This is a genomic window from Serratia sp. CY76391 (genome assembly GCF_052166695.1).
Classification (GTDB): domain Bacteria; phylum Pseudomonadota; class Gammaproteobacteria; order Enterobacterales; family Enterobacteriaceae; genus Serratia; species Serratia nematodiphila.
On sequence record NZ_JBJNOJ010000014.1, the window covers coordinates 66,096 to 90,589 of the forward strand.

At 62.6% G+C, this 24,494-nt stretch carries 21 protein-coding genes; 7 read left to right on the forward strand and 14 right to left on the reverse strand.

Features of this window, described 5'->3' with window-relative positions; genetic code table 11:
• Positions 1-84: 84 nt before the first annotated feature.
• The gene (locus ACJ8PN_RS22255) at positions 85-984 is read left to right on the forward strand and encodes a LysR substrate-binding domain-containing protein (RefSeq protein ID WP_004930950.1); all 900 of its coding nucleotides are present in this window, start codon (positions 85-87) and stop codon (positions 982-984) included.
• A gap of 33 nt (positions 985-1,017) precedes the next feature.
• Here the strand turns inward: ACJ8PN_RS22255 and ACJ8PN_RS22260 are convergent, their stop codons facing one another.
• From ACJ8PN_RS22260 to ACJ8PN_RS22270, 3 genes are read right to left on the reverse strand one after another with little or no spacing between them, the layout of a single operon-like run.
• Complete coding sequence (locus ACJ8PN_RS22260) at positions 1,018-3,207, reverse strand: virulence factor SrfC family protein (RefSeq protein WP_442535227.1); 2,190 nt, start codon at positions 3,205-3,207, stop codon at positions 1,018-1,020.
• On the reverse strand, positions 3,204-6,149 hold the full coding sequence (locus tag ACJ8PN_RS22265) for a virulence factor SrfB (protein WP_442535237.1): 2,946 nt from the start codon (positions 6,147-6,149) through the stop codon (positions 3,204-3,206). The genes ACJ8PN_RS22260 and ACJ8PN_RS22265 overlap by 4 nt, the downstream gene beginning before the upstream one ends.
• A complete protein-coding gene (locus tag ACJ8PN_RS22270; protein WP_411261706.1) occupies positions 6,149-7,390 on the reverse strand; it encodes an SrfA family protein in 1,242 nt (413 codons plus the stop codon). The genes ACJ8PN_RS22265 and ACJ8PN_RS22270 overlap by 1 nt, the downstream gene beginning before the upstream one ends.
• 294 nt (positions 7,391-7,684) lie before the next feature.
• Here ACJ8PN_RS22270 and ACJ8PN_RS22275 point away from each other — a divergent pair, with 294 nt between their 5' ends.
• Complete coding sequence (locus ACJ8PN_RS22275; RefSeq protein WP_442535228.1) at positions 7,685-8,602, forward strand: DMT family transporter; 918 nt, start codon at positions 7,685-7,687, stop codon at positions 8,600-8,602.
• On the opposite strand, the gene pdxR is transcribed toward ACJ8PN_RS22275, so the two are convergent.
• The 9 genes from pdxR to ACJ8PN_RS22320 all read right to left on the reverse strand — a co-directional run bounded on the left by pdxR (position 8,599) and on the right by ACJ8PN_RS22320 (position 17,614).
• Complete coding sequence (gene pdxR / locus ACJ8PN_RS22280) at positions 8,599-10,092, reverse strand: MocR-like pyridoxine biosynthesis transcription factor PdxR (protein WP_442535229.1); 1,494 nt, start codon at positions 10,090-10,092, stop codon at positions 8,599-8,601. The two genes, ACJ8PN_RS22275 and pdxR, sit on opposite strands and share 4 nt — an antisense overlap.
• Positions 10,093-10,171: 79 nt before the next feature.
• Complete coding sequence (locus ACJ8PN_RS22285; protein ID WP_004930915.1) at positions 10,172-10,795, reverse strand: LuxR C-terminal-related transcriptional regulator; 624 nt, start codon at positions 10,793-10,795, stop codon at positions 10,172-10,174.
• 101 nt (positions 10,796-10,896) lie between these two features.
• A complete protein-coding gene (locus ACJ8PN_RS22290; protein ID WP_004930913.1) occupies positions 10,897-11,436 on the reverse strand; it encodes a fimbrial protein in 540 nt (179 codons plus the stop codon).
• An 18-nt stretch (positions 11,437-11,454) separates the two neighbouring features.
• Positions 11,455-12,459: a fimbrial protein gene (locus tag ACJ8PN_RS22295; RefSeq protein WP_171454905.1), complete on the reverse strand. Its 1,005-nt coding sequence runs from the start codon at positions 12,457-12,459 to the stop codon at positions 11,455-11,457.
• Between the two features lie 14 nt (positions 12,460-12,473).
• Entirely contained in the window at positions 12,474-13,085 is a 612-nt protein-coding gene (locus ACJ8PN_RS22300) for a fimbrial protein (RefSeq protein WP_004930909.1), read from the reverse strand.
• Between the two features lie 11 nt (positions 13,086-13,096).
• The gene (locus ACJ8PN_RS22305; protein ID WP_060557886.1) at positions 13,097-13,843 is read right to left on the reverse strand and encodes a fimbrial biogenesis chaperone; all 747 of its coding nucleotides are present in this window, start codon (positions 13,841-13,843) and stop codon (positions 13,097-13,099) included.
• Positions 13,844-13,867: 24 nt separating this feature from the next.
• Positions 13,868-16,369 carry a fimbria/pilus outer membrane usher protein gene (locus ACJ8PN_RS22310; protein WP_171454904.1) on the reverse strand — a complete coding sequence of 834 codons (2,502 nt, stop codon included), beginning with the start codon at positions 16,367-16,369 and terminating at the stop codon, positions 13,868-13,870.
• A gap of 71 nt (positions 16,370-16,440) precedes the next feature.
• On the reverse strand, positions 16,441-16,992 hold the full coding sequence (locus tag ACJ8PN_RS22315; RefSeq protein ID WP_171454903.1) for a fimbrial protein: 552 nt from the start codon (positions 16,990-16,992) through the stop codon (positions 16,441-16,443).
• 91 nt (positions 16,993-17,083) lie between these two features.
• On the reverse strand, positions 17,084-17,614 hold the full coding sequence (locus tag ACJ8PN_RS22320; RefSeq protein WP_171454902.1) for a fimbrial protein: 531 nt from the start codon (positions 17,612-17,614) through the stop codon (positions 17,084-17,086).
• 767 nt (positions 17,615-18,381) lie between these two features.
• Between ACJ8PN_RS22320 and ACJ8PN_RS22325 the strand changes: the two genes are divergently transcribed.
• The 5 genes from ACJ8PN_RS22325 to fetB all read left to right on the forward strand — a co-directional run bounded on the left by ACJ8PN_RS22325 (position 18,382) and on the right by fetB (position 21,888).
• A complete protein-coding gene (locus ACJ8PN_RS22325) occupies positions 18,382-18,795 on the forward strand; it encodes a hypothetical protein (RefSeq protein WP_033639183.1) in 414 nt (137 codons plus the stop codon).
• Between the two features lie 29 nt (positions 18,796-18,824).
• Complete coding sequence (locus ACJ8PN_RS22330; RefSeq protein ID WP_351109020.1) at positions 18,825-19,934, forward strand: FKBP-type peptidyl-prolyl cis-trans isomerase N-terminal domain-containing protein; 1,110 nt, start codon at positions 18,825-18,827, stop codon at positions 19,932-19,934.
• Between the two features lie 37 nt (positions 19,935-19,971).
• Positions 19,972-20,259: a FaeA/PapI family transcriptional regulator gene (locus ACJ8PN_RS22335; RefSeq protein ID WP_171454900.1), complete on the forward strand. Its 288-nt coding sequence runs from the start codon at positions 19,972-19,974 to the stop codon at positions 20,257-20,259.
• Positions 20,260-20,450: 191 nt separating this feature from the next.
• Positions 20,451-21,128, forward strand: a complete 678-nt coding sequence (gene fetA / locus ACJ8PN_RS22340) for an iron efflux ABC transporter ATP-binding subunit FetA (protein WP_004930881.1) — start codon at positions 20,451-20,453, stop codon at positions 21,126-21,128.
• Positions 21,115-21,888 carry an iron efflux ABC transporter permease subunit FetB gene (gene fetB, locus ACJ8PN_RS22345; protein ID WP_033631883.1) on the forward strand — a complete coding sequence of 258 codons (774 nt, stop codon included), beginning with the start codon at positions 21,115-21,117 and terminating at the stop codon, positions 21,886-21,888. The genes fetA and fetB overlap by 14 nt, the downstream gene beginning before the upstream one ends.
• A gap of 35 nt (positions 21,889-21,923) precedes the next feature.
• On the opposite strand, the gene ACJ8PN_RS22350 is transcribed toward fetB, so the two are convergent.
• Both ACJ8PN_RS22350 and ACJ8PN_RS22355 read right to left on the reverse strand, forming a co-directional pair.
• Complete coding sequence (locus tag ACJ8PN_RS22350; RefSeq protein ID WP_171454899.1) at positions 21,924-22,760, reverse strand: TIM barrel protein; 837 nt, start codon at positions 22,758-22,760, stop codon at positions 21,924-21,926.
• Positions 22,761-22,792: 32 nt separating this feature from the next.
• Complete coding sequence (locus tag ACJ8PN_RS22355) at positions 22,793-24,235, reverse strand: sugar porter family MFS transporter (protein WP_171454898.1); 1,443 nt, start codon at positions 24,233-24,235, stop codon at positions 22,793-22,795.
• Positions 24,236-24,494: the final 259 nt, after the last annotated feature.

Below are 24,494 nucleotides of genomic sequence, written 5' to 3' on the forward strand. Positions count from 1 at the left end.
CCCCGTCACGAGGCTAAAGATAACTTGGCAAGTTGTGACTTGATAGGACATAATTTGTCTAAGTTAAGTCCTTTTAGGTCTCACATGATCGATTTACGTCAGTTGAAATACTTTGTGGCGGTGGCGGAAGAAGAGCACGTCGGCCGCGCCGCCGAACGGCTGCACATTTCCCAGTCACCGCTGAGCCGGCAGATTTCCCAACTTGAGGAACGTCTGGGTTTGATGCTGTTCGAGCGCAATCAGCAGCGCATCCGCCTGACCGCCGACGGCCAGACGTTTCTGGCCGAAACCCGCGCGCTGTTGACGCACGCCACCCGGCTCGAGTCGCTTGGGCGCCGTCTGGGGCGCGGGGAAGACGGCGGGCTGTGCATTGGCTATATCGAAAATGCGATGCACTCCGGCGTATTGTCGAACGCATTGCGGTCGCTGCGGGTTTCCCGGCCGGATGTGCACATCGTGCTTTACAGCCAGCCTTCTTTCATACAGCTGGAAGGGCTGCGGCAGCGCAGCCTGGACGTGGCGCTGGTCAATACGGTGCCGGATCGCGCGGATCCGGATTTTGAATATACGCAGGTGCTGGACGATCGCATGCTGTTGGCCTTGCCGCAGGCCCATCCGCTGGCGGAGCGAGAGACGCTGCTGCCGGCGGATCTCACCGATCAGGCCTGGATTTCGGTGCTGCACAAGGAGGATGCCCATTCGCGCGACGACTTCGTGGCGGCCTGTGTGAAGGCCGGGTTCGATCCGGATATTCGGCTGGAAGCGGGCGAGCCGCTGACTGCGTTGGGGCTGGTCGCCGCCGGGTTGGGGATGACGTTGATCCAGCACAGCCTGCGGCATAACGCGCCGCAAGGCGTGGTGCTGCGCGAGCTGCCCTGGATGCAATACACTACGCAGCTGTGGGCCGTGTGGCACAAGGCCAACCTGCGCCCGCTGGTCACCCACTTTCGCGAAGTGATGTCGGCCGGGCCGGCCTGCCACTGACTGCGCGGCGGTGTCCGGCCCGGATGGCGTCCGCTATGACTCAGCGCGCAGGGCGGCGACGATCGCCGCCAGTGCGGCGCGTTGCTCGTCTGCCAGCGCGGGCTGCGCCTGCGCGGCATTTTCCGCCAGCAGGGTCTGCAGGCCGATCAGCCAGTCATAGATATAAAATGCGGTATTTTTGGTTGGCGTCGGTGCCAGCCGGGTGAGCCGCTGCTGGCCGCTCCAGTCCACCGCCGGCTGCGGCGGCAGGGTGAAGATCGGTTGGCCGGGATTGACGCGGCTCTCAGGGCGAGTTGCCGCATCGCGCCGCTGGAAGCCGAGCCAGGCGACGAAGTCGCCCAACAGCGCCAACGCCTGGCTGATCTGCCGATCTTCCCCCTGTTCCGGCAGGCCGCCGGCGCACAGCACGCGCTCCAGCTCATCATCGAGCCGCTGGCGGCAGGCGGCGCCGATCAACGCATCAACCAGCAGTTCGAGATGCGGTTTGTCGATGCCGAGCAGATCCAGCAACCGGCGGCTGTCCGGCAGGCTGCGCAGATGGTTGATCCAATCCGCGAATATCCGCGCGGCAAAGGGTGACGTGGGGGGCTCGCCGGGCGCCGGGGTTTCCGGTGCGCCGAACAGATCGATGTCGAGCCCGAACGGCGCAGGCGTCGCCGGGGTCGGCGCGGCGTGCTGCTGTTGCTGGTAAAGCTGGCGCAGCGTATCGCGCTGGGGCAACAATCGTTCCAGCAGTTCGCCGTGGCGGCCGGCCTGCGCTTGCAGCGCGCGCAGCAGCTGTTGGGCGCGTTGCTGGGTCGCGTATGGATCGGCGGCGGTGAGCCAGTTGCCGAGCAGGCTTTCCGTCAGCTCGCGCTGCAACTCTTCGCGCAGCTCGAGCAGGCGCGCTTGCTTGTGGGCCGGGCGCGCCTGTGCGGCCAGGTAGTTCACCATGCGGCGGCAATCCTGCTCATCCAGCGCCAGCAGTGTGGCCCAGCTGTCGCCGGGCTCGCCGACCTGGCGCTGAACGGCGTCGTCAGGGCGCGGTTTGCCTTCCTGGCGTGGGTCGAATGGCGTGATCGCCCAGATTAAACCGGGTTTGCGGCGCTGGCGCAGCGCCGGGGTTTCCCCCTGGGTGTGGTCGACCCAACCGGCGAGCGCCTGGCCGATGCGCGCGGCGTCCTGCGGCGTGGCGGCGGCATCGGCCACCAGCAGCAGGTTGGCGTGCAGGCCGTCCGCGCAGCGGGCCAGCAAATGGGCGCGTTTCGCCTGTTGCAGCCGCTGCGTCGGTTCCGCCTGCGGGCGGGCGCAGCTGCCGGGCAGGTCGATCAGTGCCACGTCGGCGGGCAGGCCCGCCTGCGCGGTTTGCGGCAGAACGGTGGTGACTTCGGCGGTCAGCCAGACCAGATCGCTCAGCGCGATCTCCCGTTCACCGCCGTGTTCGGCCATCACGACGATTGCCGTGTTTTCCGGTGCGGCGCTCGCGGTCAGCAGCGTCAAGGCGCGGCGCGGGGCATGAACCTGCCGGCTGTCACCGAGGGCATGCAGCGTGTGTGCCAGCTGGCGATAATGCGTCGTCAGCGTCGGTTCCTCTCCCCACAGCGGCGCAAACAGGCGCGCGCGATCGTCGATGCTCAGCTGCGGCGCCAGCGCTACGGCCTGCGGCCAGAAATGCCTGTCCAGCGTCTGTTGCCCCTTGTCGCCGTGGCGGCGTTGGCTATCCCACAGCGCCAGCACATCGCCGTCGCTGAGGCCGTCGGGGGCGATGGCTTGGCGGTGGCGCGCCAGCGTTTGCAGATGGCCGGCGATCGCGCGGGCGTCCCAGTCCAGCCGGAAGCCGCCCATCGCGGCGGCATCGAGCGTGATGGCCAGCCACTGCGCTTCATTGAGCAGGGCGAGGGCGATCGGATACTCGGCGGGCCCCGCCTCGGCCGCCGTGCAGTAGCGCACCGCGAGCGAAAGGTCCGCGTTGAAGCGCTTTGCGCCAGGCGCCAGCGCCGCCAGCAGATGGGCCTTGGCGGCGGCGTTGTGGCCATACAAACCGATGGCGACCTGCGCAGGGCATGTGTTTTCCAACCGTGCGGCGCGGTTATGGCAACGGCGCAGACGCTGTATCAGGCGATCGGCCTCCCGCTCCAGGCGAGGGGATTGGCGGCGCGCGGCGTCCACCCAGTCGATCGCCTGCAATATGCCGGCGCTGAGCGCGTTATTCGGGGCCGCTGGGGCGAAGGTTTGCGTGTTCATCGTGGGTAAATGCTCCCGCTGTCTATCCAGTAGTGGGTCGCGCCGGAGGCGCTGGCAGCCAGGGTATTGAGTTTCAGTTGCAGGTGGTGCGCCGGGACGGGGCTGCCGTCGGCCAGCAGCGCCTGCGCGATCTTGACGCTCTCAGCGCCCTGTTCGGCGCTGGCGGTGATGGCCAGCCGCAGGCCGATCACCGCATCGCCGGCCAGCTTGCGCGCCAGTTGGGCGTCATTGATGGTCAGCGTATAGAGCGGCGAGGCCGGCCAGCGTTCGTTGTCCAATTGGCGGAACCCCAGGCGCAGCGGACCGCGCAGCTGGAAGCTGCCGGCGGGATCGAGCGCGAAATCGGCGCGATCCAGATCGATGTCGCGGTAATAGACGTTATCGTCCGCCAGCATGTTGTTACCGTCCAGCATGCCCAGATAACGAATGGTGGAGTAGGGCTGGAAATCCCCGACGTTGAAGTAAAAGCTCTCCAGCCGCAGGTCGATCGCCAGCAGGCACAGCATGGCGCCCACCGCGGCGGTGGATTTCGGGTTGTCGATGCGGCCGCGTTTGTTGAACGGGTACCAGCTGCGGGTGTGGTAGCCCTCAAGCGGCAGAATGCGGCTGGCGGGCAGCGGCTGCAGATGGCGCAGCAGCGCCTGCACGCCGGGGAAACGCGCCGGACGGCCGGTCAACAGCAGTACGTCGCAGGTATACAGCGCCACCACCTCGGCCAGCAGGCGCAGGCAGCGGCCGATGCCGATGCGATCGGACAAGAAGGCGGCGTGCAGATCGGCCAGGCGGATCACCAGCGGGGTGTGCAGGATATCGAAGGCGTTGCTGTCGGCTTCGCGCTGCACTTCGCCGTTGATAAACGCCAGCACCTGCGGCGTCGGCGGCTGCGGCAGCAGATCGCCCAGGCTGGCGGCGATTTCCGCCCGGTTGTCCAGCGGGTCGTATTCTTCATAGGCGCCGAGCAGCGCGCGTCCGGCGGGCATGAAGATCTGCAGCGCGGCCTGCTGACGCAGGGTGGAAAGCCCGTCCATGCGCCCTTCGTTGCCGAACAGCCTGTCCATCAGCGCCGGGGCGGCGCTCACGCCGGCGGTTTCGAATGCCTGCTGCACGGCGGGCAGGATAAACTGCTGGATGGCGTCCAGCAGGATATCGTCGCCGGCGACTTTAAAGCCCTCGCGGAACAGCAGGCGCGGGTTGATTTTGATGTTGTTGCCCACGCCGTCGTCGAGCGAATAGTGCGTGATCGCCAGATCCGTGGTGCCCCCGCCGATGTCGATGGAGGCGATGCGCAGCGTTTTTCCCGCCTGCTCACCCGGCACCAGCGGCCGGTCGGGCCGGGCCATGGCGGCGAAAAAGGCGTCGGTGCGACCGGCGAAGTTCACCTGGGTTTCGTTGTACAGATAGACCATCTGACCGCAGGTGGCCTCGTCCCACTCCATCTGCACCTGCGGCGCCGGGAAGCGGGCGTGCGCGCCGTCGAACGGCGCATCCTGCGGGTGCCAGCCGAGGGCCTTCCAAACCAGCCCGATCGCCTCCTGCATGCGGCGGCGGAAAATCTCGCGCTCCGGTTTCGGCATCGCCGAAGGCAGCGTCAGAATGATGGCGCGCAAACGGCGCGGCGCGGCGGCGTTCGGCATGCGGCTGCGCTGGGCGATGCTGTTGATCTGCATCAGCGCCTGCGCCAGCAGCTCGCTCAGCATCAGCGTCATCACCGCGCTGCGGCTGTAATGGGCGGCGAACACCGGCAGCCGTTGCGCCGTCGGCAGGGCGGACAGCGGCACGCCTTCGTCGTTGATCAGGGTGGTCAACGGCGCGGCGGCGGCCATCGGCTCGTGCCGCTCGTTGAAGCGCCAGCCGGGCGCATAGCGCTCCTCGTCCCACAGGTAGCGGCGCGGGCTGGAGATGCCGGTGGTGCCTTCATGGCCCGCTCGCCGCTGCGCCAGCTGCGCGGCTTCGCGGCCGACGCGGGTGATGGAGGGCCACTGGAAGGCGTCGTCGCGCCCGCTCTGGAACGACAGATGCGGCTTGCCGAAGCTGGCCTGCGAGAACTCCACCCGGCTCTCGAACAGCTCGTTGTAGACGCGGTGCGGTTCAGACAGCGAGCGCAGCTGCAGCTCGTAGGTTTGCTTCAGGCCGTTGCTCTCTTCCGGGTGGTCTTCGACCAGCACGCCGCAGGTGTGCGAGTTGCCGACGTCCAGCACCAGATCGACGTCGATCGCCGGTTGCTGCAGCGTTGCCGCCACCATTTTTATCTGTGGCACCGCCAGCTGGTGGCCGAGCATGTGCAGCAGGTTGAGGTAGTGCGCCTGGTACTCGAAGGTTTTCAGCCCGGCGTTGATCTCCGCCTCGGCGCGCTGTTCCCGCTCGGCGGCGCGCTGGCTGAACGCCTCGCGCAGCCAGCCGTCCACCCAGGTCAGATCGAGGAACTCGCCCAGCTCGTGGTTGCGGTGCGCCAGCGCGAAGCTCAGATCGGCGCCGAGATCGCTTTCGCCCGGCGCCAGCGCCTCCTGGCCGGGCGCGGCGGCGCGAGTGTCGAAGGCCAGCACCACGCGCAGCAGGTTGCCGTCCTGATCCGGTTCATCCAGCTGCACCACCTGCAGGCGCGCCCAGTTGTCCGGGCCCGACAAAAACAGGCCCGCCGGGGTGTGGCGCAAGAAGGGCAGCGGCAGCCAGAGCTTATCCAGCAGGCGCAGCGACTGCTGCAGCGGGTAGCTGAACTCCGGCCGCACCACTTCGGCAGCCTGGTCGCCCACGGCCGGCAACTGGTATTTGCCGCTCTCGGCCTCCCATTGCAGACGCAGCAGTGGGCCGCTGGCGGTCTTGCGCACGAATTTGCCGGGAAACTCGGCGTCCAGCAGCGGCGTCAGGGCAAAGTCCAGAAACTGAATGCCGCTGTCCTGGATCAGCGTAATGCCGTGTTTGTAGTCCGTAAGGGGTGCCAGCATCATTTACTCTCGCGCTTGAACGTCATGGGATAGGTGGTGTCCGCATCGTAGCGGCCGGTGCACTCTGCCGCGCCGGTTTCGCCCTGGCGGCAGACGATCTCCGGGATCTGGTAGCGGCTGCCGTCGCTGCAGCGCGCCTTGGTGCGGCTGTTGATCACCAGATTGCCGGACTGCATCAGCCCGGCTTCGACCGCCACTCGGCAGCTGACGCCGTCGCCGTAGGCGATGACAGCGCTGCCCTTGCCGCCGTTCAGACGGTATTGCAGGCCGGGGCGCTTGCCGGTAATCGGGTCTTTCAGCGCCACCGTGGCGCGCCATTTGCCGTTAAGGAAACGGGTGGAACCGGCCTTCACCGCCTCGGGCGGCAGCACCAGCGCATTTTTGTCCAGCGGTTGCGGGATGGCCGGCGCCGGGGGCGGCGGCATCAGCGTCGCGTGCGCCAGCGGCAAGCGCAGCTTGGGCAACGGCGCGGCGGTTTTTTTCGGCGGCGCCGGATGCCGTACCTCAGCCGGTATCGCCGGTTGCGGCGGCGGTGAGCGGTGCAGCCAGGCGGCCAGCGCTGCACTGCCAAGCAACAGTACGGGCAACAGCCAGAGAGCGTGGCGCCGGCGAGCGGCAGGGGATTCGATAGGCGCTGCCGGGGCGGGCGCCGGTTCGGGCTCGGCGGCCGGGGCCGGCTTTACCGGTTCGACAACGGCCGGTTTACGCGGAGCGGCGGCGATCGGCGCCGGTTTTTCCACTTCGACTTTCATCTCTGCTTCGATCGGGCGCAGGCAGGCCAACGGATCGTTCGGGCTCTGCGCCTGCGGCTTGATAAAGCCCCAGAAGGTCAGCACCGGTCGATCGTCCACCAGGTAAACGTGGTTGGGGTCGGGTATGTGCATCGCTTTGGCCAGCAGCGCGCCGAACAGGCGATGGCTGGGGTGATCGGTCGCCAGGGCCTGTTCCGTCAGGCTGCGGAAGGTCGTCAGGCAGTGTTCCAGGTGCCGTACCGCCTGCGCGCGCTGGGCGTCGCTCGCCGCCAGCCAGGAGGTGACTTTGCCGGGGAAGGGCGCATACCAGTCGATGCGGGTGCCGCTTTCGTTCGGCTGGGGGATCGCCAGGCAGTCGGCGGCCTGCTGCTGCCGGCGAAGGCGCAGAGTTTCCCGCAGCTGCTGCGCGCAGGCGTAGACCGGTTGCCCGTTCTCGCCTAAAGCCAGCACATCATCCAAACTGCCACTGCGTAAGAAGGGTTTCACCACGGCGCCGCACCTTGTCCTGTTCTACAAAAACGCATAAAAGTCCATGATACCCCGCAGGCAGGGCCGCCAAACGGCCAAGGACAGCCCGAAAAACGCCCTTCTTTGGCGTTAGCGGCGCGCTTTGCTAACCGGCACAGTGAAAATTTCACTATCTGGACCTGTCTGTGAACCGCTTTATCTGAAAAATAGAACGCAGCCCCGGCAAGCGACGCCGGGCAACGATGTTCTCTTTCACTATGACATCGCCTCGCGGGTTGCCGATTTCGGTATGCCTCAGGCGTGCGGAGCGTTCACATGACGGACAGTCAGTCTGCAAAAACTCTCGTTGTTACCCCTGCACATCCCGCCGCCGGTCATTCGGCCCAGGGCTGGATGAACGGTTTTCTTGGCATGATGATCTTCAGCGGCTCGTTGCCCGCCACCCGGGTGGCGGTGCTGGAGCTCGATCCGCTGTTTCTGACGGCGGTCAGGGCGGCGATCGCCGCTTTGCTGGCCCTGTGTGCGCTGCTGATCACCCGACAGGCGCGGCCGACGTGGGCCGATTTGCCGCCGCTGCTGTTTGTGGCGCTTGGCGTAGTCATCGGTTTTCCGCTGCTGACGGCGCTGGCGCTGCAGCACACCACGTCGGCGCATTCGCTGGTGTATATCGGCCTGCTGCCGCTGGCGACCGCCGGTTTTGGCGTTTTGCGCGGCGGAGAGCGGCCCAAGCCCGCTTTTTGGGCTTTTTCAGGCGTCGGCGCCGTGCTGGTGGGCGCTTTCGCGTTGAGCCAGGGGAGCGGCGGCGCCTGGCAAGGGGATGCGCTGATGGTCGGGGCGGTGTTGCTGTGCGGCTTGGGTTATGCCGAAGGGGCGGTGCTGTCGCGCCGGATCGGCGGCTGGCAGGTGATCTCCTGGGCGCTGGTGGTCGCCTTGCCGTTGACGCTGGCGGCCACCTGGCTGGTGGCACCGGCCGCCTGGCCCGTGGTCAGCGGCGCTGCCTGGCTGTCGCTGGTTTACGTCTCGGTGTTCAGCATGTGGATTGGGTTTATTTTCTGGTATCGCGGCCTGGCGCAGGGCGGCATCGCCGCCGTCGGGCAGTTGCAGCTGCTGCAGCCGTTCTTCGGCTTGGCGCTGGCGGGCTGGCTGCTGCATGAGACCGTCCAGCCGATGATGATCGCCGTGATGGCCGGCGTGGTGGTTTGCGTGTTCGGCGCCAAACGTTTTTCCCGCTAGGCGCCGCTGCCGGCGCAGGCCAGGATCACCTGTCCGAGCCGTTCCACCGCCTGTTGCACCTGGCGGTCGGCGTAACCGCCCAATCCCAGCACCAGGCCCGGCTCACCCTGGCCGGGCGCATACATCGGCGACACCGCCCGCAGCGCCAACCCGGCTTCGTTGGCCTGCAGGGCGACCCGCACGTCGTCGAGATCTTTTCTCAACCACAGCACCATGTGCATGCCCTGATCGCAGGGCTGCACCACCGCCAGCTCGGCCGGGATGTACGCGTTGATCGCCTCGATCAGCACCCGACGCTTCTCGGCGTAGACGCCGCGCATTTTGCGGATATGCCGGTCGAGATACCCTTCGGCGATAAAGGCGGCCAGCACGTATTGATCCGCGCTGGGTGGATGGCGATCCATCAGGATCCTGGCGCCGCAAAAGGCGTCGACCAGCGGCGGCGGCACGACGGCGTAACCCAGCCGCAGCGAAGGGAACAGCACCTTGCTGAAGGTGCCGAGATAAAGCGTCCGCTCGGGTGCCAGCCCCTGCAGCGAAGGGAACGGGTGGCCGGCGTAGCGCATCTCGCTGTCGTAATCGTCTTCCACGATCCAGGCTTGCCGCTCTCTGGCCCAGGCCAGCAGGGCGCTTCTTTTCGCCATGCTCATCGGCATGCCCAGCGGATACTGATGCGACGGCGTGACAAAGGCGGCGCGGGCATTGGCGGCCAGGCGCACGCCGGCGGCGACGTCGATGCCGTCGTCGGCGACGGGCACCCTAATCATGTGCCGATCGCGAAACAGGCTGTTAAAAAGGGCGGTAATGCCGGCGTAGGCAGGATCTTCGACCCAGGCGCTGTCGCCGGCATCCAACAGGATCTGCGCGGCCAGATACAGTCCCTGTTGGGTGCCGGAGGTGATGAGGATTTGCTGCGGCGTACAGTTTACCGAGCGGGAACGGCGCACATAGTCGCAGATGGCTTCGCGCAGCGGCAGTGCGCCCAGCGGATCGCCGTAGCCCGACGGCGCGCCGGGGCCGCGGGCGCGGATGCGGTTGCCGAGCCGCCGCCAGATATCGTCGGGCGCGGTATCGCCGATTGGCACTGACACAGTGAACGGCACCGGCGGCAGCGCCCGCGCCTGCGTGGCAAAGCGCGCCAGATGCTGCGCCTGTGAAGAAAGCGGAACCGCTACCGCCGAACTCGCCTGCGCCGTGGCGTGCAGCGTGCGGCGCGGCGCCTGATAGTGGGCGACCCGGGTGCCGGAGCCGGGCTGCGGTTCGAGAAAGCCTTCCGCCGTCAGCTGAGCAAAGGCTTCCAACACCGTGCCGCGCGCCAGATCCAGCGCCGCCGACAGCCGGCGCGTCGAGGGCAGCAGATCGCCCGCTTTCAGATCGCCGCGGTGGATGGCCTGACGCAGAGCCTGCGCCAGCTGGTGGCTAAGCTGACCCGCCTGGCGATCGAGCTCGCCGAGGGCGGGAACGTCAACGACTTTGGCTGTTCTGGGCATGGATTCCGGCTCGCTTTGCAGTGCGAAAATGAGTATTCAGAGTAAACCACTCTTTCGGCACTCGCGAGTCCGTTGTCAGTCAACTCAGCCCGCGCTGATTCAGCAGCACCTTATTCAGCTCGCTGTTTTTTCGCACGTTCAGCTTGCGCATCGCCGAGCGTTTATGGGCGCTGATGGTTTTCTGGCTGCGCTGCAGCAGGCCGGCGATGCTGCAGGCGGACATGCCGCTGCTCATCAACCCCAACACCTTTTTTTCGCAGTGGCTGAGCGCGGCGATGCGGCAAGTCTGGCATTTCCACATGCCGGCGGCGTGCAGCGCCATCCACGGATGCTGGATAAATTTCTCCAGCGCCATCTGCAATTTGAGGCGGATGGCGTAGGCCGAATCGCGCCGATGGATGCTGAACAGCGGCGGCAGGTTTTTCACCTGTTGCTGGGTCGTGTCGTCGAGGATCAGCAGAGTCAGCTGCCGCTGGCGTGGGATGCCGTAGGGGCTCTGGTAACAGCAGGCGCAGCCCCAGCGCTCTTCCGGCGTGCGGAACACGATTTCGATGTTATCCAACGCCTGCAGCGCCAGCGGCGAGAACTGCGGGTACCGGCGCTGGCATTCGTTCAGGGAGTGCAGATAATCCTGCAGCAGCAGACGCAGCCCCTGCTGGTAGAAGTTATCGCTGTCGAACAGCGTGAAGCGAATATCTGGCATGGGTGCCTCCTTAAAAGGCCGCGCCGGAGCGAACGGTGACGGCCCATTGCCGGCGATAGCGCGCCGGGCGTTTTCCTGATTTCCCTGGGACGGTGCGGGGCTTATTGGTACGCCAGCACAAAATTGGCGACGGACGTGAATTCGCCTTCGGTAATGCTTTGGTTCTGAATCGCGCTCGGCCGCCCTTGTACGTAGGCGGTGAAGTTCAGGTTGTTGGGGCCGTTTTGCAACGCGACGGCGCTGGTGGCCTTATTCAGAGAGATGTCCGCACCCTGATGATCGAACAGGGCGATGGCGGCGCCGTTCGCGCCGTTGTTGATCGCCAGCTTGCCCGGCAGCTCTCCGTCTTCGGCGCCGCTGAAGGTCACGCTGACGGATTTGAACACCGTGGTCTTGCAGTCGGTCAGCTTGATGCTGAACGGCACCGGCGTGGTATGGCCGTAGCGGTACAGGGTTTTGACGATCACCGTCCCCATATCCACCAGCTGATCGGCGGACTGCGGTTCGATATTGCACGGGCGGCTCACCACGGTGCCGTGGAACTGCACCGGCGCGCCGATAAGCTCGGTGTTCGCCGCCGCCGGCATGGCGGCAAACCACCAGGGCGCGCAGCTCAGCAGCGCTAAAGCGCGTAGACGCATTTTCCGTTCCTCCCTCGGTTACTGGAATGCCGCCACGATGGTGGCCGATGCGTTGAATTCCCCTTCGCCGATCTCTGCGCCGCCGTTGGCGAACGGCGCCGCCACCAGGTTCCAGGAGCCGCCGTTGCCGATGTTCGGCACCGGGTAAAACTCATTCGGGATAACCAACTGGCCGTTGTGCGTCAGCCTGATGCCGAGATTGTTCTTGTCGGTTTTGAATACCTCGTTGCTGAAGGAAGCGGCCGTGCCCGACACCGCCAGCTTGATGTTCAGCGTGCCGTCCTCGAAGCTGCCGCCCTCGCACTGGAAGCGCACCGGAATGCTTTGCGGGTAGTTTGAGCCGTTGAGATCGCTGCCGCCGATTTCGCCGAACTCCACGTTGATCAGCTGGCCTTCGTTCACCACGCATTTATCGGGCACGTAGAGGATTGCGGATTGGATAAACACCTGCGCCATCGGGTTGGGGCCGAAACCGCCGTCGGTCGAGCCGAGGCGGCCGTACATCTCGATGATCTGCCGATCGTTAATCTCAACGCCGTTAATGATTTTTTTGCGCACCCGGAAGGTGATGCGGCCTTTGGAGCCGCTTTCGTAGTTGTTTACCTGCACATAGGGCGGCGAACAGCTGTGATTGGGATACTCGTTGGATTCGTTGTAAAAAGGCACCGTGACATAGGCCTTCTTGTTACCGGCGATCCACACCTCGGCTTTTAAATCCAGAAAGTCATTCAGTTTTAAATAGCCGTTGCCGTAGTCGGAGGGGGGCAACGCCGAATCCGACTTGTAAAAGTGCGGGCTTCTGGGGATCGGCGTATCGCAGTAGGCCTTACCGGTATATTGGCCACCTAACGAATAAGGGAACACTTTGGTAAACCCCACCTGGTTGGTGATGTTGCTTTGATTCAGATCGATATAGAACTGTTTCGGCCCGCCATCCGGCGTGACGTAGCCGTTGGCCCAGGCGGCGGGGGCCGCCAGCGCGATCGCCAGCGGCAGGCAGAGTTTGGTCAGTTGAGTTTTCATCGCGTTCTCGAACCTCACAGGTAAATCACCTGAATGTGCGCCACGGCGGCGAACCCGGCCGCCATCACCGCCCGCTGGGTGGATTCCACGCTGGCGCTGAACCACAGGGTGTTGCTGCCGGGCTGCAGAATGTAGGGGCGGCTGCGCTGATTCAGCTCCAGCGCCTGGCCCTGCTGGTCTTGCAGCCGCAGGCCGATGCCCTGTACGCCGCCGTTCAGCTTCAGCAGCGACGGGTTGTCGACGTCGCTTTCGCCGAGAAACACCAGCGTGGCGGCCTGCTCACCCTGCAGATAGAGGCGGCCGGCATCGCCGTTGCGTGGGCCGGCCGGGTTATCCGCCAGCGCGCGCGCGCCCAGCAGGCAATTGCGGAACGAGAGACGAAAACGCACCGGCGCACTGCGATCGCCGGCGTTGCGGAAGTCGCGTGCACTGACGTCGCCCAGATCGACGGACTGATCCCGGCTGTCCGGCGTCAGGCTGCAGGGAGAGCTGAGCAGACCGCCGTGAAAGCTGACGGTGCCGGTGGTGCCTTCGATCACGCCCAGCGGCGTTGCCGCCAGCGCGCCGCCGCCGCACAGCAGTGCGCCGAGCAGCAGAGGGCGCAGTCGATCGGTGAATTCAGCCATGCTGGACCTCCTTATTTTTTCTCGGGCACGGCGGTGCAAGCGCTGCCGTTGCAGGCGAAGCGCAGCTCGGGGTGGCCGCCGTAGTCGTTGATGTAGGTGATGACGAAACTGTTCATGCCGGTGTCGTGCAGCTTGAGGCTTTCGCTGGATTTCGGCTTCAGCATCAGCGGCTGAAAACCGCCGATCGCGCCGCCGCCCTGTTTTTGCGTCTGCCGCGTCATGCCGGTCAGGGTGATGTAAAACGGGGTCGGGTTGTCGACGGTGATGGCGCCGCCGCTTTTACGGAACACCAGCTTTTCCTGCCACACTTCACCCTTGGGCGCGACAATCGCCTTCGGCCGGTAGAACAGCTTGATCTGCGTCTGCAGCGCCAGCTGCATCACGTTGGTTTTGGTGCTTTTCGGCGGGATCTCGCGCAGGTTGAAGTAGAACACCGACTCGCGATCCTGCGGCAGGCGATCCGCTTCCGGCGTCTTGGTGATGCGCACCACGCTGCGCTCGCTCGGCTCCACGCGCTGCAACGGCGGCAGCACCACCAGCGGTGAGGTGATTTTCTGATGCTGTTCGTTCTCCAGCCAGGACTGCGCCAGGAAAGGCAGCTCTTTGTTTTCGTTGACGATATTCAGGCTGATCGATTTGGCGTCGCTCACATAAACGGCGCGCGTGCGATCCAGCGATATCGCCGCGTCGGCGGTGGGCAGTACGGCGCTCAGGGCCAGGCCGGCGGCGGTCAGTAGCGTTATCGGGTGTTTGTTCATGTCATTATTTCTCAGCGTTACGGATTACAGGGTGGCGCACGGCAGCAGCAGCTGGTCCAGCGGCTTGGCGGCGCCCGGGATCACGATGCGGCAGCGGCGTTGGCCTTCCCAGGCGACATCCAGTTTTTCCTCCGGCTGTACGCCGGTCAGATAGACCGAGCCGCCGTCGTTGACCACCGCGACCTCGCGGCCTTTCTCGCTCAGCACCGCGGCGCCGAACGGCGGTTCGCTGCCGTCCGCGAGGCGAATGGTGGCCAGCAGCTTGCTGCCTTTCACCACCTCGAAGTGGCGGTAGCCGATGGCGCCTTCGGTCAGCGTGCCTTGCACCACGGCGCGAGTGGCCTCGACGTCGTCCGCCAGCTTGTTGACGTCGATACGGGTGTCGGTGTTGTAGTAGCTGGTGATGTCGGAAATCACCGCCAGCCCGAAACGGTTGCTGTAGGCGCGGCCGTTATTGATCGGCACGCCGGCGATGCCGTCGGTGTCGAGCATCATTCGGCTGCCGCCGTTGCTTGAGTTCTGATGCGCCGCGATGCCGTGCCGGGTCGCAGTGAGACCGCCGCGGAACGAGCCGCCGATCGACGAGTAGCTGTCCTGTTGGTAAGAGGCGCTGGCGTTCAGCGAGCCGAACGAGGCGTTGTGGGTGTAGTACCCGCGCGCCAGCGATTTGCCGGACTGGTTAAAGCCGCCGCTGACCTGCCAGGTATTGTCCGGATCGCTGTAGTCGTTGTACGACGCGGTCTGCGTGACGTCGCCGTTGTTGGTTTGCAGCGCATAGCCGACGCGCCGACGATCGCCGATCGGTACGGTGAAGTTGAGCATCACGCTGTCGTCGGTGCGGCCCTGGTAATAGGTGCGGTAAGCCGACAGCGAGGCGGTGATGTTGCTGATATCGCCGATGCTGAACAACTTGCTGGTCGACAGCCCGTAACGATCCTGGGTTCGCGCGTCCCAATAGGTCTGGTGCGAGTAAGTCAGATAGGTGGTGATCGCCCTGGCGCTGTCTTCCGCCATAAAGGTTTTACTGGCGGTGATGGTATACAGCTCTTTCTGGCGGCCGTTGTAATTCTTGTCGTAATCGCCGTAGCGCTCCTGCAGATACTGCGACATGTTCATGAATTTGCGTTGCGAGAAGCGGTAGCCGGCGAAGGTGATCTGGCTGTTCAGCTCGTCGAAGCGTTTGGCGTAGTTGAGCTTGAACGACATGCCGCTGGCGGTCGGCTCGCCGGGCAGACGGGCGATCGACTGGGTGACGTCCAGGGACATGGCGCCGAACACGTTCAGATCGCGGCCGAGGCCGAGTGCCCAGGCGTTATAGTCGCCGCCGAGCAGCGCCCCGCCATACAGCGACCAGGCGTTGCTCAGCCCCCAGGAGAAGTCGCTGGCGGAAAACAGCGGGCCCTGGGTGCGGTGGTCGTAGGCCGAGGTTTTGCCGAGCGCCACGTTGTAGCGCACGTAGCCCGGGCGGGTCAGGTACGGAATGGTGGCGGTATCCACCTGGAAGGTCGAGACGGTGCCGTCCTGCTCTTCCACCTTGACGTCCAGCTTGCCGCGCACCGAGCTGTTGAGATCCTGTATGGCGAACGGCCCGGCGGGCACGGTGGTTTCGTACAGCGTGCGGCCTTCCTGCGAAACGGTGATCTTGGCGTTGCTCTTGGCGATGCCGCGCACTTCCGGCGCGTAGCCCTGCAGGTTAGGCGGCAGCATACGCTCGTCGCTGGCCAGGTTGAGGCCGGTGAAGCGATAGGCGTCGAACACCCCGGAGTCGAGATAGATCTCGCCCAGCGTCAGCTTGGCGGCCTGCATCGGCAGCGCGCGGTAGGCGTAGATCTGGTTCCAGTCGAAACCGGTGCTGCGATCGCCGGCCTGCTGATTGTAATTGGCCTGGTAGTCCGCGCGCAGGCGCCAAGGGCCCAGGTTGGCGCCCAGCGTGCCGTAGCTGCTCAGGTTCTGGGCGGTGTTGTTGTTGTGGCTCTGTTTGCCTAGCTGACCGCTGACGTTGTAATCCAGCAGCAGGCCGGGAATGCCGTCGTCCCACTGCTCGGGCGGCGTCCAGTCGGGATCGGAGTATTTCATCCACGCCTGCGGGATGGTGATCGCCAGCACGCCGCCGCCGATGCGATCGGAGATGGTCGCGCCTTTGATGCCGCGAATGTCGGCGCACTGGTTGTCGTGCCACAGGGTGACTTTTTTGGCCGCTTCTTCTTTCAGCGCCATTTTTTCCACCAGATCAGGCGGCAGGCACACCTGGCTGCCGCTCTTGTTATCCGGCGACGGGAAATACTGAATGCTGCGCTGGGGCAGCGTTTTCTGGTTGATCTTGATGTCCAGCAAATAAGCGCCGGGCATGACGTAGTCGGCGTCGGAGAAGCGCGAAAGATCCACTTTGCTGCGCTCGCCGATATCCAGGACGTCGGTATTGAATTCCGTGGCGGAAAATGCCGGACGCACCCAGAGGAAAGATAGAATGACGAGGAGAGGTAGGTGTTTCCGTGTCAGTAATGACGTCATAGTATAATCACTCATGGCAAGTCCGCGCCCAATAGCAGGTCATCCGTACGACCTGAATACGTAATGCTGTGCAGCGCCCGCCGGCGCTAGAGATAAGACAGGGTGAATTTGGCCAGAGAACTGAAGCCGCCCGCCCGCGCCTTGTCGGGATGCAGGCGCAACTGCGCGCCAAAGCGCAGCGTGTTGTCGCCGGCGACGATCTGGTAATCCGCCGTCGTGCTGCCGAGCGGGATCGGCGTGCCGGCATCGTTCAACAGCTCGATAGCCACGCCCTGCGCCTCGCCGTAAACGCCGAGCAGGGAAGGATCCCGGCTGTCGGCGGTGCCGTCGAAGGTGACGTTGGCCGCGCGATAGATGAAGTCAGGCTTCACCTGGCTGGCCAGCTCGCAGTTCACCAGTTTGATCGTGAAATGACGGCGGCTGCCGATCAGCACCGACTGCCCATCCTGCGAGGCGTCGGTCATGGAGATCAGACCGAAATCGACGGTTTGATCCAGGCTTTCGCTGGCGATGCCGCACGGCGTTTCAACGATGGTGCCGCCCAGGCTGACTTTGCCGTGGCCCTGATTTTTCACTGCCGCCGCCGCGCTGCCGACGCTGAGCGCGATGAGCAACAGGCCGCAAAGGCGGATAGTCATGCTGGCGTCTCCCTGTCTTGCCCTGTTCCCTTGCCGGTATCCTCGGCATGCAATCAAGCGGGGGATGCCCTGAGACATCCCCTGTGGGGTATTACAGGTAAGCCAGGGTGAAGTTGGCCACGCTGGTGAAGTCGCCCGGAACCACGGCGGCGGAGGCGCTGCTGCCCTGCAGGTAAGCGGCGAATTTCAGCGAGTTGTCGCCGTCGTTCAGGCCCTGACCGTCGGTCGCGGTGCCCAGCTCCACCTCTTTGGAGTGCAGGTTGTCGTAGATCACGATGCCGGCGCCGGTTGCCGTGCCGCTCAGGGCCAGCAGTTTGTTGTTAACCGGATCAGGCGTGCCGGTAAAGGTCACTTTGACGTTTTTCATGGTGGAGATGGAGCAATCTTTCAGTTCGATGTTGAAAGGCTGCATGCTGGATTTACCCTGGTTGGCCAGGATGCGGCTGCTGATCTGGCCCATCGGCACGGTTTGGTCAACGGATTCCGGCGCGACGCTGCATGGCGCATCGATAATTTCGCCGGTAAAGGTGACTTTACCGCTGCCCTGATTAGATGCGGCATGAGCAACAGATGCGGAAGCGAAAGCAATCATGGTTGCCAGCATTAATTTATTCAGTTTCATTTCTCAGGTTCCTGTAGAGAGTTTTTAAATAAAAAGAACAGCACATCTAAATCCCCCGCGGCGGTGGCAACGCCATGTCGCCGTCCGTGCGGTTGGAGCCAGATCCTTTTGCTCTGGGCAATACGCCGACATCCGTTATTTATGAGAAATAACGAGATTTGGAAAATCGATAATGGATTTTCTGGTAAATAAAATACGGTTTTTACGTGTGGCGTTTTGCTGGGAATATTCTTGCAAATAATAGTATTGCTTGGAAATAGATTTTATTAAATTAAGTCAAATTCAGAATATAAAACCAAAAGGAAAAAGAAATATATTTGCTTTAAAATCAATAGATCGTATACAAATATTATCCAGTATAAATCACTATATAAATAACGATATGCGAGATATTAGATCGGGGGAAATAGGGTGGCACCTACAATTCACAATATTGTTTTGCTAATATCGCTCTGAGGCAGCAGATGATGCATTTCCCTTTAGAAACAAAATATAAAACATAATTTATTGTTTTTATTGTTTTTATTGTTATTTCATGGTTGTTTGTTCATGAGGGAATGGGGTTTCTTATTCGCGTTTAGCCAGCGTTTAGACCTAATTGGTTAACAATTAAATAACAATTGCACCGGTAGTGAATTATTCTATCGCATTGCGTGATAGGGATTTTTCGCTACCTAACCCATATTGATTAATCAAATTAAGGCATGTGCTGCTGCCGTTCGCCACATAATGATGACCTAAGTGACAATTAAAGGATTATAAACGGAATGATAACGATGATTAATGCTTGCGGCGGGCGCCGTTGGGTGGGTTTGACCCTATTTCTGCTGTCTTTTATGGCGCTTTCTGGCTGTGCGGGCGGGAGCAAGACAAAACTGAATTCCGTGAAAAAAATCTCACAGAATAATCCTAATGATAAATCCGATGAGCAACGCATCGCGCTTTGTCAGCAGCGGGTTAATTCATTAAAGAATATTAATCCGCAAAGTTACCAAAAACGCATCGCCTATTTTAATGGCCTGCTTTCCAACGCTTCGGGATATGCCGGGGTGCGCGGCAACGTGGATGAGAGTACCCGTAAAGCGATTGATGCTCTTTATCAATATAAAACCGAGAAATTCTGCGCCGACGTCGAGCATGAGCTGATGTCCGATCTGTCCAGCCGGGTTGAGAATCTGTAGCCATGAAGCGAGGCGCGCAAGGATGGGCGATGGGGCTTTTGCTGTTGGCGGCGAGCGGGGCCGCTTGCGCCGCTGACGACGGCATTCCCGCCCTGTTGAAGTTTGCCGAACAGCGGCAGGCTCCGCCGGCCGCGCTCAAGGAGGAAACCGCGCGTAAACCGGCGCCCGCACCGGCCGCCAAACCGGCCGCCGTCGCGGGGGCAGACGGCGCTCGTTTAACTTCTCTGAAGCACTCTGTGCAACAGCAGGCGGAGAAAATCCGTCAGCTGGAGCGGCAGTTGGCGGCGGCTCAGGCCGCGGCGGCGCCGAAACGGGAACCGGCCGTCGTCGATATTCGGCCGCTGGCCGATGCCCTGAAGGGGTTGCGGCATGCCGTTGCGCCGGTGCCTGAAGTGAGCGTGCTGGCCGCTTCGTTAACGCGGGCCGAACAGCGCAGCGCAAGTTTGGCGGCGCAGCTGGCGCAGCAGCAGCGGCGGGTGGAGACCTTGCTGGCCGAACGGCAGCAGGCGGCTGAGCCGCCTGCGCTGGCCAGCGAGGCGGACAAGCAGGCGTATGCCGCCGGCGTATCGCTCGGACGCGACATTCTGCATCTGCAGCAGGAGAACCGGCGCGCGGGTCTGGAAGCGGATCGCCGGCTGTTGCTGGCAGGCATCGCCGATACCCTGGCCGGGCGGTTGCGGCTCGATGAAGCCGCCATCGACGGCGCGCTGCACACGGCGCAGCAGCGGTTGCAGCAGGAGCAACAGACGCAGGCGCCGCCTCGGGATGACAACGCCTACCTGGCCAATTTCGTCCGCCAGGAGGGGGTCAAGCAGGATGCGCTCGGTTTCTATTACCGGGTGGACTATGCCGGCAGCGGGGCGATCGGCGCCGACGATCGGGTGGATATCGTGGTGCGCGAAAGCCTGACCGACGGCCGGGTAGTCAAAGACATGGAGCTGGCGGGGACGGTGATCTCGCAGCCGTTGACGCGCTACCCACCGCTGTTTCGCGCGGCTATCGAGAAGCTGCAGCGCCACGGTGCGATCACGCTGGTGGTGCCGCCGGCGCTGGCGTACGGCAAACAGGGCAGCCCGCCGGCGATCCCCCCGAATGCCACCATGATTTACACCCTGCGCATCGCTGACGTGCAGCCGTGAGCGGGGTGCTCAGTAGTAACCACTCAGGAGGAATGCTATGGCCAAGGCGCCGAAAACGTTTGAAAGCAGAAAATCGCTGATGCTGAATGTGTTGCAAGGATTGTGCAGGGAGCGTGTGGAAGGATCTGGGGGCCATCATCCCCCGCCGGAGCACTGGCCGAAGACGCGCGAGCTGGCGGATAAATGCGGCGAAAATATTTATACCACCCGCACCCTGCTGCTGGCGCTGGAAAAGGAGGGTAAGGTTCACTGCACCCACCGCAGCATCAACAATTCTCTCCGCTGGTACAGCTGCGACGAACAGGCAGCGATAAAAAAAGAGTGATTCGACCCTGGCGGTCGCTTTTGACTATTCCTACAGCTAATCATTAATTAAATTTATCATTTGGCGGGGCGTTTCGCTCCGTCAATCCTTCCCCTTCGTTCGCTGCCATCCGCACAGCCATTGCTAAGATGTTTTTGGCGGCCATATACTTATCGCTCAGACGGGAACAGATATAGGGAGCCGGCATCGTAATGAAGGAAAAGAAAGACATACTGAGATTGGATGATATTCATTATCAAATAGACAGCCAGGTGATCCTGGATTCCGTCTCTTTCACGCTGGGTGAAGGCGAGTTCAAACTGATCACCGGACCTTCCGGATGTGGGAAAAGCACCCTGCTGAAAATCATCTCTTCCTTAATGGATCCGACCAGCGGAAAGCTCTATTTCGACGGCCAGGCGATCGACGAGATGTCGCCGGAGGCGTATCGCAAGCAGGTCTCTTACTGCTTCCAGACGCCGTCACTGTTCGGCAATACGGTTTACGACAATCTGGCGCTGCCCTACCAGATCCGCCAGGAACCGCCGGCCGAGCGGAAAATGAAGGCCGATCTGGCGCGTTTCGGGCTGCCGGAGGCGATGCTGACCAAAAGCATCAATGAACTGTCCGGCGGGGAGAAGCAGCGGGTGTCCCTGATCCGCAACCTGCAGTTTATGCCCCGGGTGCTGTTGCTCGATGAGATCACCAGTGCGCTGGACGAGGAAAACAAACGCAACGTCAATGAGATAGTGCATCAGCTGGTGGCAGAACACCGGCTGGCGGTGCTGTGGGTGACGCACGATACCGAAGAGATAGCGCATGCGGACGAAGTGATCACCCTGCGCGCGCACGGCGCCGAGCAACAGGAGCAACAGCATGAATCAGCATAACATCACCAACGAATCCTTGGGCTTGTCGATGGTGCTGGTGGTGGTCGCCATCCTGATCAGCCACCGGGAAAAGCTGGCGCTGGAAAAGGACATTATCTGGAGCATCTGCCGCGCGGTGGTGCAGCTGATCATCGTCGGCTACGTGCTGAAGTATATTTTCGACCTGGATAACGCCGTTCTCACCGTGTTGATGGTGCTGTTCATCTGCTTTAACGCGGCCTACAACGCCAAGAAACGCAGCAAGTACGTCGAACACGCGTTCGTGACGTCGTTTATCGCCATCACCACCGGCGCGGTGCTGACGCTGGCGGTGCTGGTATTGACCGGCTCCATCGAATTTACGCCGATGCAGGTGATCCCCATCTCCGGGATGATCGCCGGTAACGCCATGGTGGCGGTGGGGCTGTGTTACACCAACCTCGGCCAGCGTTTCAAAGGCGAGCAGCAGAAGATTCAGGAGATGCTCAGCCTGGGGGCGACGCCCAAGTTCGCCTCGGCGGCGCTGATCCGCGACAGCATCCGCGCTTCGCTGATCCCGACCGTGGACTCGGCGAAAACCGTTGGGCTGGTCAGCCTGCCGGGCATGATGTCCGGGCTGATCTTTGCCGGCATCGACCCGGTGAAAGCGATCAAATACCAGATTATGGTGACCTTTATGCTGCTTTCCACCGCCAGCCTGTCGACCATCATCGCCTGCTATCTGGCTTACCGTAAGTTTTACAATGCGCGCCACCAGTTGGTGGTCGGCAACCTGAAGTAACGCCATGAAAAACGGCCTCCGCGGAGGCCGTTTTTTTACCCTTGCAGCAGGGCGATGCTCTGGCGGATTTCCCGTTCGATATCCGCCTCGCTCCAGCCGTCCAGCTGTGAAGAGAAGGGTTCGAAGGCATAGACGCCGGTGTAGCCCAAGCGTTCCAGGTTCTGCACCTGGTGGCGGCTCTCCAGCCGATCGCACGCGCTCAGCATGATGCGCTCTTCGTCGCTCAGCGCGCTTTTATCCCGCCCGTCCTCCACGCCGGACAGATGCACCAGGCCGATCTGCCCCACCTGGATCTGCGCGTCGAAGTCGGCCTGCGTCACGCCGCTCAGATAGTGGTGGAACGTATCGAGCACAATGCGGTACGGCGCGCCCGAGTCGCGGATGATCGCCTGGGTCAACAGCGACGATCGCAGCGAGCTGATGCCGAAGCCCAGCGGTTCGACGTATCCCTGCACGCCATAGCGGGCAAACAGCGGCGCCAGCAGACGCAACGCCGCGAGGGTGTCGTCGCGTTTTTGCTGCTCGCTGCGCGTGTCGTCGGCGCTGCAGTGCGGGCACAGCACCAGCGCCCGGCTGCGGATGGCCTGCGCCTGCGCCAGCATCGCTTCGGTGCGCTGCTGCAGCGCCGCCGTGTCATCCATCAGATTGAACCTGCCGAGGGCGTTGATCGTGACGATCTCGATGCCGTATTGCGCGGCGAGCGCGTTGAGCTGCGCGTCGCTCAGATCGTCGGTCACCTTGCCGCCGGGCATGTCGTTGCGCAGCTCAACCTTGCTGAGCCCGCAGCGTTTCACCAGGCGGAAAAAACGGTCCAGATCGAGATTCGGCGCGATCTTGCGGTTAATGCAGAAACGGTCCAGCGCAATGTTCATGGGGCATGACTCCAGCGATAAGGGGTGAGAGATCAGGATTTGCCGTTTTCCAGCGGCAGCGGCTTGCCGTCGGGCAGGGATTGGCGGTGGCGTTTGGCCAGCACCACCTGTTCCATTTTTTCCAGCGAGACGCCTTTGGTTTCAGGAATATAGCGGCCGATAAACCAGTAGCTGAACAGGCAGCAGGCGGCAAAGATCCACATCGGGAAGGCGCCGTGGAAATGCGAGAACAGGTAAGGGTGGTCGTTGATCATCGGGAACGACTGCGACACCGCAAAGTTGGCGACCCACATGCAGCCGACGGCGATGCTCATCCCCTGCGCGCGCATGCGGTTCGGAAAGATTTCCGACACCAGCACCCAGGCGCCGACGCCCCAGGACAGCGCATAAAACACCATGAAGAACAGCATGCCGAACAGCGCGAAATAGCCGGTGGCCTGCGTGTAGAGCGCGTACGAGGTGAGCAGCAGGCCGGCGATGGCGCCCAGCGTGCCGTAACGCATTAGCGGAATGCGGCCCATGCGATCCATCAGCATGGCGCCGATGACCGAACCGACCAACTGCAGCACGCCGATCCAGATGGTTTGGAACAGCGCTTCCTGCGCGTTTTCGGTGACGGTTTTCAGCACCACCGGCGCGTAATACATCATCACGTTGACGCCGGTGACCTGTTGCAGCATGGCGATCATGCAGCCGACGAACAGGATGAACCGCACCCGCACATCGCCGTAGTTCAGCTTCCGGTGCTGTTGCTGTTGATCCTGCTGCAGCGAGTCTTTGATTTCTTTCAGCAGATTCTGCGCGTGGGCGGCGTTGGAGACCTTGGTCAACATCGCCAGCGCCTGATCGTCGCGGCCCATCATCACGTTCCAGCGCGGCGATTCAGGAATGACGAACACCAGGATGCAGAACAGAATGCAGGGGATCACGCCCGAGGCGAACATCCAGCGCCAGCCCATTTCCACCAGCCAGGCTTCGCTGGCGAGGCTGGCGATTTTGAAGTTGACGTAGAAAATCACGATCTGGCCGAAGACGATGGCGAATTGCTGCATGCTGAGCGCCCGCCCGCGCATGTCTTTCGGTGACACCTCCGACATGTACATCGGCGACACGGTGGCGGCAATGCCGACCGCCAGCCCGCCGACGATGCGGTAGATGACGAACCAGGTGAAGGTCGGGGCCAAAGCTGCGCCGACGGCGGACACGGTGAACAGCAGCGCTGCCAGCATCAGCGCCTTTTTACGGCCCCAGCGCGCCGCCAGCGGCCCGGCGGCGAAGGCGCCGACCACGCAGCCGATCACCACGTTGGAGACTGCCCAGCCGGTTTCGGCCGGGCTGAGATCGAAATAGGCTTTCAACGCTTCGATCGCGCCGGAGATCACGGCGGTGTCGTAGCCGAACAGAATGCCGCCCAGGGCGGCGATGCCGCAAATTCGCAATATGTAGCCGGTATTGTGCTTACGCTGATATGACATGTGTTGCTCCGATTTTTATCCTGGCTTCCGTCCGCACGGTTGGGGGTCGGGAAGAGGGCGAGCGGAAGGGTGTGAACCGTGCCTGTCATCAAGGCGATGTCGTCGATAAATGCTGAAACAAACAAGAACATTTATTTCATAATTAGTGAATGATGGAATATTGATTTTTAGATCCAGTTCAAAAAAAACCGTCGCGAGCGATTCGGGCACCTTGGGCGCTCGAGGGCGTGCGGTAACGGCGGCAGGGCAGGCGCAGTGC